The 12108-nt window shown below is 76.2% G+C and carries 6 protein-coding genes and 1 pseudogene; 5 read left to right on the top strand and 2 right to left on the bottom strand.

What is annotated here, in order from left to right:
* Positions 1–490: 490 nt before the first annotated feature.
* The 3 genes from ACIRD3_RS32855 to ACIRD3_RS32845 all read left to right on the top strand — a co-directional run bounded on the left by ACIRD3_RS32855 (position 491) and on the right by ACIRD3_RS32845 (position 4565).
* On the top strand, positions 491–2647 hold the full coding sequence (locus tag ACIRD3_RS32855; protein WP_402223859.1) for an asparagine synthase-related protein: 2157 nt from the start codon (positions 491–493) through the stop codon (positions 2645–2647).
* Between the two features lie 595 nt (positions 2648–3242).
* On the top strand, positions 3243–3764 hold the full coding sequence (locus ACIRD3_RS32850) for a universal stress protein (RefSeq protein WP_402223857.1): 522 nt from the start codon (positions 3243–3245) through the stop codon (positions 3762–3764).
* Positions 3765–3860: 96 nt separating this feature from the next.
* Positions 3861–4565 (top strand): DsbA family oxidoreductase, encoded by a 705-nt coding sequence (locus ACIRD3_RS32845; RefSeq protein WP_402223855.1) that lies wholly within the window; start codon positions 3861–3863, stop codon positions 4563–4565.
* Between the two features lie 51 nt (positions 4566–4616).
* Here the strand turns inward: ACIRD3_RS32845 and ACIRD3_RS32840 are convergent, their stop codons facing one another.
* Positions 4617–6980: a sigma-70 family RNA polymerase sigma factor gene (locus ACIRD3_RS32840; RefSeq protein WP_402223854.1), complete on the bottom strand. Its 2364-nt coding sequence runs from the start codon at positions 6978–6980 to the stop codon at positions 4617–4619.
* 404 nt (positions 6981–7384) lie between these two features.
* Positions 7385–8305 (bottom strand): TetR/AcrR family transcriptional regulator, encoded by a 921-nt coding sequence (locus tag ACIRD3_RS32835; RefSeq protein ID WP_402223852.1) that lies wholly within the window; start codon positions 8303–8305, stop codon positions 7385–7387.
* Between the two features lie 521 nt (positions 8306–8826).
* Here ACIRD3_RS32835 and ACIRD3_RS32830 point away from each other — a divergent pair.
* The gene (locus tag ACIRD3_RS32830) at positions 8827–10230 is read left to right on the top strand and encodes an NAD(P)/FAD-dependent oxidoreductase (RefSeq protein ID WP_402224009.1); all 1404 of its coding nucleotides are present in this window, start codon (positions 8827–8829) and stop codon (positions 10228–10230) included.
* Between the two features lie 170 nt (positions 10231–10400).
* Positions 10401–11684, top strand: a pseudogene (locus ACIRD3_RS32825) (SpoIIE family protein phosphatase); the annotation flags it as partial.
* Positions 11685–12108 lie beyond the last annotated feature (424 nt).

The raw sequence follows: 12108 nt of genomic DNA, 5'->3' as shown, positions 1-12108 counted from the left end.
CTCCGGTCCCGTGTTCACGTGCGCCCGGCCGTGCCCCCTGGCCCGACCGGCTGGTCGGCGATTCGCTGGTGGTCGTGGGTCGGCCCGCCGTCGAGGACCCGGCGGGCCGGGGGAACCCGCCGCCTCAATCCCCGCGGGCGGCGGTGAAGTCCGGGAGGGCATGCGGATGCCCTCCCGGGCTGGGCGACGCCTTTCGGCCATCTCGCGATGCCCATGCCAAAGGCGGCCCGCCGGGCGGTCCGGGCCAGGGAGGGGGAGGCCCGGCCCGCCCGGTCCCCTCCGCCGCCCACCGCGGCGAGGCCGCCACCGAAGCGGAACCCGCAACACCGGCCACAGCGGCGCCCGGCGGTGGCACGATGTCTCCTGACGGCGCGTCGAGCTGCGGGGGCACGTCCGGACGCGCGCGGGCCGCCACGGCACACCCCACCGGCCGCCGTTCCCGGCGGCGAACGCGCCGCCCTGGAGCAGGTCCTCGTCCGGTGGAGGCGCGATGCGGTGGCTGACGGGCTGGTGCACGGGCGTGTCCAGGCCGGGCACGCCGGGGTGCGAGCCGCACGGCACGGTCGCCCCGATCGCCGCGCGCCCCCTGTGGACCGGGCCCGACCCGCTCTGGGCCGTGGGCGACTGGCGTCCCGAGGAGATCCGCCTGGCCACCCTCCGCCCCGGCGCCCCCGCCGTGGTCACCACCGGCCCCACCACTCCCGACCCGGTCGAGGACACCCCCGCCACCACCCGGCTCGCCGTCCTCGGCCACTGCGGCGCCACCGACGCCGAACTCGCCGCCGGCCTCGCCGCCGCCCGCGGCGGCGCCGTCCGCCACCTGACCGCCTGGCCCGGCAGCTACACCGTCGTGCTGCGCGCCGGCACCCGCTCCACCCTGCTGCTCACCGACCTCGCCGGTGCCCAGCCGGTCTTCCACACCCCCTGGGGCGGCGGCACCGCGTACGCCACCGCCGCCCTCCCGCTGGCCGACCTGGTCGGCGCCCCGCTGGACACCGGCCACCTCGCCGCCCGTCTCGCCTGCCCTGAATCCCCGGAGGCGCTCGGCACCGGCACCCCCTACCTTGGCGTCCAGCAGGTGCCGCCCGGCCACGTGCTCGGGATCCGCGGCGGCCGCCCGTACCTCTCCTCCTACGACGAGCCGGCCGGCGCGGAGCAGCCCCGCGACGAGGCGCCCGCCGTCCGCGAACTCACCCGCGCCCTGCTGGAGTCCGTCCGTTCCCGGGTCCGCACCACCGCGACGGTCCTCGACCCCGCCGGACGGGCCCGGCTCGGCGTCGACCTCTCGTACGGCACCGCCTCCGCCACCGTCGCCCTGCTCGCCGCCGCCGTACCGCTGCCACCGGTGCCCGCGACCGCGACCGCCGCCGAAACCGCCGCGGAGGCCGCCGGGCAGGTCGCCGCCGGGAGCAGGAGCGGCGCGGTCAAGGGCTCCTGGGCCCGCACGGCGGTCCAGGAACCCGCCGCCCCCGAGCAGTTGGCCGCCGTCACGCTCGAAGAGACCGAGTCCCCGGCCGCCCTCGCGCTCGCCCCCGACACCCCGCGCCTGCGGCACACCGTGCTCGACCCCGGCCCCGACACCCTCCCATACGCCGGGCTGCGCACCGACCCGCAGGCTGGCCGCCTCACCGACGAACCCGGGCCCGAACTCGTCGCCACCGCCCGGGCCGAGGCCCGCTTCGACGCCGGCGGCACCGACCACCTCACCGGCTACGGCGCCCGCCAGGTCCTCGACGGACACCCGGCCCGGCTCGCCGACCTGATCCGGGCCGGGCGCCCGCTCGAACTCCTGCCCCCGGTCGCCGCGTTGGCCGGCGCCGACCGGGCCGTGGCCGGTGTCCTCACCGGTGCGCTGCGCACCCCGCTCACCGTGGTCCGGGCCGCCCACCGGCTCTCCCGGGTCCGCTACGCCGAGGCGTTGGACGAGGCCGCCGCCAAACTCACCGCCCGCCACGTGCCGGAGGGCGGCGGGACGGCCGGCAGCCGCTCGGCCGTCGACCTCGCCTGGTGCGTGCCCGGTCCGGCCGCCCGCTGGCTCTCCGACGACGCGCTCTCCTCGGTGGCCCTGCGGCTCCGCCTGGCGGCGCGCAAACCGGCGCCCGACCAACACCCCGGCGCGCACCGCGCCCGGCACGCCCTCTACCGCCAGGCACGCTCCTTCCGCACGCTCGTCCACGCCGCCGAACTGCCCGGCCAACGCCTGCACGCCCCCTTCCTCGACAACCAGGTCGTCCGCGCCGCCCGGCTGCTGCCCGACGACGTCCGCCTGCAACCCGGCGCCCGGCACGCCCTCCTGCACGCCGTGCTCACCGGCGCCGGCCGCACCGACCTGCCCCCCGGCTGGGGCCGCGGCCCCCGCCCCGATCGCACCGCACCCGCCCGCGCCGGCCTGCGCCTCGCCGCCGACGGCCTCGCCGAACTCTTCGACGCCCCCCTCCTCGCCGAAGCCGGCCTCATCGACCTCCCCGCCGTCCGCGCCGACCTCGCCCACTCCGCCGACCCCGCCACCCCGCTCTCGCCCTCCGCCCTGGCCGGCCTCGCCGACCTCGTCGCGACCGAACTCTGGCTCCGCCGCATCCGCGCCCGCCGTCACGGTGCCTGCTGGACCGGCCTTCCTCATCCCCAACCCCCGGCCCTCACCCCCTGACCCCCTCCGCCCGTCCCGCACACCCCACCGCCCGCATCCGCGCCCGCGCCGGCTTCAGCTCCGGGGCCGACCGTCGGTCGGATCTCGCTGGTCGTGTGCAGGTTCGGGCGCGCCTGTTCGGCCGGGGCCGGCTTCGCAGCCCCAGCGCCGCCGCGACCCCAGCAGGCCGTTCGGCCTCCGCCGTGTCGCCGCCCGGCTCCGCCCGACGATGCGCATCCACCCTCGGCCACCGCCTCGCCGACCGGACCACGCCGAGCCCGTCGCGCAGCGCCCGGGCGTCCAGCCCTCTGCCCCTTCCCGCACCCGCCCGGTCCCCGCGGCCCTTCCCTGCGTGTCGGTCCGCGGCTTCCTCGGTGGCCGCCTCCGGGGGCAGGCCCGTGCGGGCCTCCGGCGCCTCCGGCCGTCGCTGTCCTCCGCCGGCCCCGCTCTCGGCAGCAGTGAGCCGCGACCGGCCTGTCCGGCCGGCGGTCGCCGTGCCCGGCCCATGCGTGCGGGCCGGGCCTGCCGGTCGTCCTCTCGGCGCGGTGGCGGGGTCGGCGTCGGCGGGGCGGGCCATGATGGCGGAGGTGTGGATCCGGGGTGAGGAGGGTGTGCGGTGGCCGGTGGGAGCGCGGGGCGGGACGTACCCGTGGTGCTGTCGGTGCTCGGGCGGCCGCCGACCGGGCGGCCGGCGGGGGTGCTGGCGGCGTGCGACGGCTCGGACGGGTCGCTGTGGGCGCTGGACCGCGCGATGACGGAGGCGGAGCTGTTCGGCCTGCCGCTGTACGTGCTCGCCGTGGTGAACCCGGCACCGGCCGGCTATCCGCCGGGGATGGCGGAGCTGGTGCAGGAGAGCGTGGAGACGCTGGTGGAGAGCACCGCGGACGGGCTGCGCCGCTCGGTGACGGCCGTGCAGCGGCAGCGGCAGACCCCGTACGCGGGGGAGCTGTCCCTGCACGTGGTGCTGGGCAACGTCATCGAGGTGCTGCTGGAGGCGGCGACCCGGCAGCACACGCTGGTGGTCGGCACCCGGGGCAACGGCGGCTTCGCCCGGCTGCTGCTGGGTTCGGTGAGTTCGGCGGTGGTGCACCACGCGGCCTGCCCGGTGCTGGTGGTCCCGGCGCCGCCCGCGGGCTGAAACGGCAGGTCAGGGCGCTGTCGGGAATGTACCGAGATGGTTCATCGTTCACCCATCTCGTCCACATCCGACAAGACGCCCCCTGGAGACCCCCGCATGAAGGTCGAGATCTGGTCCGACATCGCCTGCCCCTGGTGCTACATCGGCAAGCGCCGCTTCGAGGAGGCGCTGGAGGACTTCCCGGGCAAGGAGCAGGTCGAGGTCGTCTACCGTCCGTACCAGCTCGTCCCGGACGCCCCCGAGACGGCGAGCCCGCACCGCGCCTGGCTGGCCGAGCGGTACGGCCCGCAGTCCGTGGCGATGGACGCCCGGGTCGCGGAGCTGGGCCTCGCCGAGGGCATCACGTACGACTTCGACGCCGCGCTGCACGCCAACACCTTCCTGGGCCACCGCCTGCTGCACCTCGCCGAGTCCGAGTACGGCCCGGCCGTGCAGGGCCGGCTGAAGGAGGCGCTGCTCAAGGCGCACTTCACCGACGGCGTCGACGTGGGCGACCGCGCCGCGCTGGTCGACGTCGCCGTGTCGGCCGGCCTGGACCGGGAGCGGGTGACCGCCTACCTGGCGGGCGACGAGGGCACCGCCGAGGTGAACGCGCAGCTGGCCGAGGGCCGGGAGCTGGGTATCAGCGCCGTGCCGACCTTCGTGTTCGAGGGCAAGTGGGCGGTCCAGGGCGGCCAGGACGCCGGGACCTTCCGCAAGGTGCTGGACCAGGTCGCCGCCGAGATCGGCGAGCGCCGGCCCGCCCCGGTGCAGGTCGCCCCGGCCGGGGAGGCCTGCGCGGACGGCGCCTGCGCCATCTGATCCGCCACGGCCACCGGCGAGCCCGAGGCCCGTTCCAGGAGCACCTGACGTTCAGGAGCACCTGAAGCGGGCCTCGGCCCAGTCCGCGACGTTCAGCGCCGACCAGATCCCGTGCGCCGGTGTGACCACCAGCCGGATCGACTTCTGCCCGGCCAGCGGCACGTGCACCGGCACCGCGTCGTCGCCGGCGGCGAGCGTCCGGGAGCGCCACAGGGCGGTGCCGTCGCCGCTCTGGACGGTGAAGACCACCCCGCCCGGAGAGAGCGTGGCGTCGTCCACCCCGGCCACCGCGTCGAAGGACGTGCAGCTGCGGTTGAGGTCGATCACGGTGGTCGCCGGGGCGTGCACGGTGAGGGCGTGCGGGTGGTAGTCGCCGCCGATCCAGCCGCCCTCGCGCTGCCAGAAGTCGTCGCTGCCCTTCTGCCGGATGCTCGGCTGGGGCGGCGGCACCCGGTGGTTGCCGGGCTTGACCACGGGCAGCGCGTCCGCCCAGAAGTCGGTGGGCGCCGGCGGCGTGGGCGGGACGACGGTCGGGGTCGGCACCGGCGGCGGGGTGGGCGTCGGGACGACGGGCACCTCGGGCGTGGGCAGCGGCGGCAGCGGCGGCTCGGGCACGATCGGCGCGGCGGTGGTCGGCTCGGGCGCCGCCGGGCTGGGCGCGGGCGTGGTGCGCTTCGGCGGCTCGGGGGTGGGCGGCGCCTGCGTGGGCTTGGCGGACGGCTTCGCGCTGGGGCTCGGCGCGGGCTGCTCGGGGGCCGGTGCGGCGGGTGCCGGGGGCGGAGCGGACTCGGGGGCGGGCGCCGGGGGAGCCGGCGGCGCCGGGGCCGGGGCCGGGGCGGCCGGGGCGCTGGTGGCAGGGGGAGCGGCTGCCGGGGGAGTGGGTTCGGGCGAGCCGGTCAGCGCGTACGCGGCGACGGCGGCCGCGGCCACCGCGACGGCGGCGGCGATCCCGGCCTTGGCGGCGGCGCCCAGGCCTTCGCCGGCCACGGCGGCGGCCCCGCCCCCGCTCCCACCGGAAGCGGCACCGGCACCGGCGCCCGCCGTACCGGCGCCGGCACCGGCGCCGACACCGGACCCGGCCGTGCCCGCAGCAGCCGAGCCCGCAGCGGCCGAACCGGCGGTCGAGCCCGCCGCGGCCCCCGAGGACCCGGCGGCCGCCACCGCTCCCGCCGCACCGCCGACCGCGGCACCGCCGACGGCGGCCGCGGCGGCGCTGAACCCGCCGACCCCGACCCAGACGAGCACGCCGCCGGGCAGCAGCGCGCGCAGACCGGTGTTGATCTCGGTCAGTTCGAGGCAGGCCGCCGTGCAGCGGTCGCACTCCTTGAGGTGCCGTCCGACCTCCGCCGAGGCCCGCTTGCGCAGCGAGCCGCGCGCGTAGGCCCCGAGCCGGTTGGCGTACGCCTCGCAGGTGCTCTCCTGGCTGCCGGAGACGTGGGCCTGCAGGAACGCGGCGGCGAGCCGGTCGCGGGCCCGGTGGGCCTGGACGGCGGTGGCGTTGGCGGTCTTGCCGAGCATCACCGCGACGGTCTTCGGGGACTCCCGTTCGACCTCGGTGTGCCAGAGCACCACCCGGTCGTCCTCGGGCAGTTCGGCGTAGGCCTGCATGACCATCCGCTGGTCGGCCATCGCCATCGCCCAGGCGTCGGCGCCCGGGTCGGCGAGGTCGAGGTCGACCACGGCGGCCGAGGTCTGCGCGAAGACGGCGAAGTCGTCGACGAGTTGTTCGCGGCGCTCGCTGCGGTGCCAGGCGGCGGCGACGTTGCGGACGGCGGTCAGCAGGTACGCGCGGACGGCGAACTCGGGTCCCTTGCCCGCCCGCAGCGCCTGCAGGGTGCGGGCGAAGACCTCGCCCGCGAGGTCCTCGGCGGTGAAGCTGTCGCGGCAGCAGGTGCGCGCGTAGCGGCGGACCGATTCGGCGTGCCGGCGGTAGATCTCTTCGTACGCGGCGTCGTCGCCGGCCCGCACCCGGGCGGTCAACTCGGCGTCGGAGGGCGGGCGCTCGCCGTCCACCGGGTCGGCGGGGGCGGGTACGGTCGGTCGCGCGGGCCGGCCGTCGCCGGCGAACGGCTCACCGACGAACGCCTCGGGCGCGACGCCGCCCCGGCCCGCGGTGGCCTGACCGGGCACCCGCCCGGTGGGCAGCGCGGCGGCGGAGGCGGAGAGCGATTCGCGGCTGGGCATCCCGGCCTGGTCGGGGACGTACCCGGCGGCCGGACCCGGTGCGGCGCCCGGCACTTGGGCCGGACCGCCGATCCCGCCGGTGCCACCGACCTCGCCGGCACCGCCGGCCGCGCCGAGACCACCCGCCCCGCCGACCCCGCCGGGGCCCGCGGCGGACCCTTCGGCGGTACTACCGGAGAGCCCCCCGAAGTCGAGGCCGTACCCGTAGTCGTTCTGTTCCTCGGCGCTCACAACGGACCCCAGATTCCACGACAGCCCCCGTAGTGTGGCAGGGCGCGCGGGAGTGCGTAGGCGCACGGTTCCCCGGCGTGCGGCGCCGACCGCGCGCGAAGGGCGCGCATCGGGACATTGGCTCCAACCACGGGCAAAGGATGGCATAGCGCAGGGACGGGCGGTAGCCGGACCGGCCGTTCCCCACTCTTCCGTGGGGCCGTCGTGGATGTGTTCGCCCAGCGCGCGGCGAGGGGTCGCACGACGCCCGCATCCGGCGCGCGCGCCCGTCCCGCGCGCCGGTGATCCGCCCAACTCCCTTACCCGCCGGGCGCGGCGGCCTCGCCCCGAGGCGCGGCGACCGCGCCTTCCCGCCGTCGCGACCCCGCCCGTCGATCGTGGCGCCCGGGCCGCCCGGGGCGGGGTCAGCGAGCCCGCAGGCCGTCCAGCAGTATCTGCAGCAGCCGGTCCGAGGGGCCGGCGACCGGTTGACCGTCCGTCTGCGGAGAGACCGGCGAGAAGCCGACGGCCGCCGGCGTCGAGACCGACGGCCGGGCCGCGTGCACCGGTACCGACGCGGTCAGCACCAGCACCACGTCCGACACCGTGACACCCGGCCGCAGTTCGCCCGCCGCACCGGCCCGCGCCACCAGCGCGGCCAGCAGCTGCAGCAGCAGCCGGGGATCGGCGTCGGCCGCCGACGGCTCGACCGCCCCGCCGGAGCGGGCCTCCTCGCCGCGCAGGTCGAAGCGGACCGACGCCGGGGGTTCCGGAGCCCGCTGTCCGGGCACCCGGCCCAGCTCCTCCGCGTACCGGAAGGCCTCCGGCGGCAACAGCCGTCCGGCGCCGCTGCTCACCGCCCGGGCCAGGTAGCCGGCCAGTGCCTCCCAGGCGCCGTCGCCGCCGTACAGCGACTCGCGCGCCTGTGCGGTCAGCCAGGCCACCTCCTCCGCGGCGATCCGCTGGACCAGCACCTCCTTGCTCGGGAAGCGCCGGTAGACGGTGCCGACCCCGACCCCGGCCCGGCGCGCGACCTCCTCCATCGGCGCGCCGTAGCCGAACTCGCCGAACACCTCGCGGGCCGCCCGCAGCACGCTCTCCAGGTTCCGCCGGGCGTCCACCCGCAGCCGGGCCCCGGGCACCGGCACGGTGGCCGACGCGGGTTCGGCCCGGTACGGGACGGCCGCCTGGACCGTTCCGACCTGCGCGATCCCGGCCTGCGTCAGTCCGCCCTGGGCCAGTCCGCCCTGCCCCGGCAGGTCCACCGGGCCGCGCTGCTCGGGGACCATGCCCGGCCCGGTCTGCGGTGCACCCGCCCGCCCCAACACCTGCTTCTGTTCCATCATCCCAACTCTCCCCCGCAGGCGTCCGAATCCGGACCCTGTCGTCGCCCGCCCCTGCACCCCCCGGTGCAGCTCAGCCCGTCAGAAATGACCCGATGAACCATCGCTCGTGCCGCCCGTCCCGTTCCGGTGACCACGGTTCGTGCCGCCGGGCCGGGTCCACATCCGGCTCGGCGCGTCGGCACCGTCCGGGGCCCTGTCCGGGAACTACCCTTCCCCGGATGACTGTCCCCCAGTCGGTTTCTCACGCCAACGCTGGAACTGGCCGTAATGGCCGCTCCACGGTGCGTCGCCGCCGATTGTCATGGCGGCAGCCGCCCCGGTACACAATCCGACCATAGTTCACGGCTCTTCGCGGCCGAAAGTGCGTCAGAAAGTCGCCCAGGAAGCACAACTGGCCACGACAGTCACTCCCGTCGCAACCAGCCCCGTACGGACTGTGGACAAGACCACCTCCGCCGGTCCTTCATAGGGGGGCGTGATGGGGGGACACCCCCGGCCGCGGGGCCGGGACGAAACGTCACATCGGCAGGAGGTGCACCATCAGGATCCTGATCGCCGGCGGCGGTTGTGCCGGTACGGCCACCGCACTCCACCTCCAGCGCGGCCTGCGGGAGCGGCTGCGGCGGGGCGAGGTGGAGATCACCGTCGTCGAACCGCAGGCCTACTTCACCTACCGCCCGCTGCTGGCCGAGGTCGCGGCCGGTTCGATCGACCCGAGACACGTGGTCGTGCCACTGCGCCGGGTCCTGCCGGACTGCCGGGTGCTCACCGCCCGGATCACCCGGGTCGAACACGCCGCCCGCCGCGCCCTGGCCGACGCCGCGGCCCCGGGCGAGCCCCCCGCGCCGATCGAACTCCCCTACGACGTCCTGGTGGTGGCCCCCGGCTCGGTCTCCCGGACGGCCCCGGTGCCCGGCCTCGCCGCGCACGGCCTCGGCTTCTCCACCGTCGGCGACGCGGTGGGCCTGCGCAACCACGTCCTGCAGCAGCTCGACCTCGCCTCCGCCACCCGTGACCCCGCACTGCGCCAGGCCGCGCTCACCTTCGTCTTCGTCGGAGCCGGTTACGCGGGCGTCGGCGCGCTGGCGGAACTGGAGGACATGGTCCGCGCCGCCGTGCGGGGCTACCACAACGTCCGCGCGGAGGACCTGCGCTGGGTGCTGGTCGAGGCGAGCGACCGGATCCTCGCCGAGGAGTCGCCCGAGCTCGCCGAGCACACCCTCGGCGAGCTGCGCGAACGCGGCGTCGACATCCGCCTGGGCACCACCCTGGAGTCCGCCGTCGACCGGGTCGTGGCGCTCTCCGACGGCAGCCGCTTCGGCGCCCGCACCCTGGTCTGGACGGCGGGCGTCCGACCGTCCCCGCTGCTGCGCGACACCGACCTGCCGCTGGACACCCTCGGCCGGGTCCGCTGCCTGCCCACCCTGCAGGCCCTCGGACCGGACGGCCGCGCCCTGCCCGGCGTCTGGGCGGCCGGCGACTGCGCCGCCGTACCGGACCCGAACGCGGACGGCGCACCCTGCGCCCCCAACGCCCAGCACGCCTTCGCCGAGGCCGAGCTGCTCGCCCGCAACATCGCGGTCGCCCTGGACGGCGGACCGCACGCTCCGGGCCTGGCCGACTACCGGCCCGGCCCCGCCGCCTGCTCGACCTCGCTCGGCCTGCACCGGGCGGTCGCGCACACCCGTCGTGGCGGCACGCTCACCGGTCGGCGGGCCTGGTGGCTGCACCGGGCGCGGCACCTGCGACGGCTGCCGAGCGCGGAGCGCCGGGTGCGGGTGCTGATGGACTGGGTGCTGGGCGGGGTGTTCTCCCGGGAGGTGGTCTCGCTGGGCGCGATGGAGCACCCACGTTCGATCACCGAGGACGGGTTCGACCCGAAGTTCGGGCGGCCGTCCGACTCCGGACCGGATGCTCCCCGCTGAGCGCCCCCGTGGAACCGGGTCGTCGCGCTCTCCGACGGCCACGCCGGGCGCGCGACTTCCGGAATCGGGCCTCCGCCTGACAGGATCAGCCCGACCTGGTCATTACCCCGTGTGCCGCCGTGTACACAAAAAGTGATGATATGCCTGGAAAACGAGGAAGCGGCCGTCGTTTGAACCTCATGCGCTGGAGCGCCCGGCTCACCGGAGCCCCCTGGCGTGCCACCCCGACCAACGGGGCCGGCACCGACGAGGGCACGCCCTGCGCCGACGGCGTCGTGGTGCCCGGCCCCCGCGACCCGACCAGCCCCACCACCGCCGCCGAACTCCTCGACCCGCACAAACCCCAGAACCTGCGCGAGGTCCTCAACCGCATCCCCGCCCCGGTCGCGGTCACCTACGGCCCGCTCCACCAGCTCGGCTACGCCAACCGCGCCTACCGCGAACTCTTCGGCGAACGCCCCACCGGCCTGCCCGCCGGCGAAGCCCTCCCGGAACTCGGCACCATGGGCGTCCTGCCCCTGATGGACCAGGTCATCCGCGGCGGCCGCCCGCGCAGCGTCAAGGCCCGCTGCATCCTCGGCCTCACCGGCAACCGCTACTACAACGTCTCCTGCGTCCCGCTCGGCCCCGGCGACACCACCGACACCCCCGTCGAGGGGCCGCCCGCCGGCGTCCTGATCTTCGCCGCCGAGGTCACCGACCAGGTCCTCGCCGCGGCCCGCCTGCGCGAAGCCGAACGCCGCCAGCGCGAGGCCGCCGTCACCCTCCAGCGCAGCCTGCTCCCGCAGAAGCTCGACCAGCCGGCCGACCTGCGGGTCGCCGCCACCTACCAGCCGGGCGGCGCCGAGGCCGCCGTCGGCGGGGACTGGTACGACGTCATCGCCATCGACGGCGGGCGCACGGCACTCGTCATCGGCGACGTCATGGGCCGTGGACTGCGGGCCGCCGCCGTCATGGGCCAGCTGCGCACCGCCGTCCGCGCCTACGCCCGCCTCGACCTGCCCCCGCACGAGGTGATGCGCCTGCTCGACGGCCTCGCCATGGAGATCGACGCCAACCAGATCGCCACCTGCACCTACGCCGTCTGGGACCCGCAGCGCCGCACCCTCTCCTACGCCTCGGCCGGCCACCTCCCGATGCTCCTGCGCTGCCCCGACGGAACCATCCTGCGCAGCGAGGAACAGAACGGCCCCCCGCTCGGCACCGGCGGCGGCCTGCACGTCTCCCACACCCTCCGCCTGCTCCCCGGCACGACCGGCGTCCTCTACACGGACGGCCTGGTCGAGCGCCGCGACGAGGACATCGATCAGGGCCTCGACCTCCTCGCCCGCACCCTGACCGGCGCGATCGGCGCCCCCGAGGTGATCTGCGCCCGTCTGCTGCGAGCGATGGGGGTGACCTCGGAACACGATGACGACGTCGCCGTCCTGGCCTTCCAGCTGCCGGCGGAAGCGGTCGCCGAAAATCCGCTTGCGGAGCTTGACTCGGCCATCCCCGAGGTCTAGTGTTCTTCGAGTTGCCTGGCAGGGAGCACCGGACACGCATCGGCGCGGACGGTCCCGGGGCAGCCAATCCTCTGAAACACCACTTCCCAGTCCGGGCTGGGTCGCGTTCGCGTTTCCGCGTTGCGACACGGTCCTCATGCGGCGTGCTCGTTTTATCGGATTGCGGCTGGATTCGCTTTTCGGAGCGGGGATCGGCTAGAGTTTGAAACGTCGGACGGGGCGTCAAACCTCGGAAGACACCGGCGAGTTGGATGAACGAAGCCCCGGAAACGGAGCGAAAAACATCTGATAAGCTGGAAACACGAAAGAACGAAGCCCGGAGGGCCCGCTGGAAGGCGGTCCGAAGGAAGCGTCCGTTCCTTGAGAACTCAAC

Source organism: Kitasatospora sp. NPDC093550 (assembly GCF_044764985.1).
Taxonomy (GTDB): Bacteria; Actinomycetota; Actinomycetes; order Streptomycetales; family Streptomycetaceae; genus Kitasatospora.
The sequence above is the reverse complement of the archived record's forward strand: the minus strand, read 5'-3'. Positions and strand labels throughout refer to the sequence as shown.

Coding starts and splice junctions, on each gene's coding strand:
- ACIRD3_RS32845 (WP_402223855.1), top strand. CDS start 3,861: ATGAAGGTCGAGATCTGGTCCGACATCGCCTGCCCCTGGTGCTACATC.
- ACIRD3_RS32835 (WP_402223852.1), bottom strand. CDS start 8,305: ATGATGGAACAGAAGCAGGTGTTGGGGCGGGCGGGTGCACCGCAGACC.
- ACIRD3_RS32855 (WP_402223859.1), top strand. CDS start 491: ATGCGGTGGCTGACGGGCTGGTGCACGGGCGTGTCCAGGCCGGGCACG.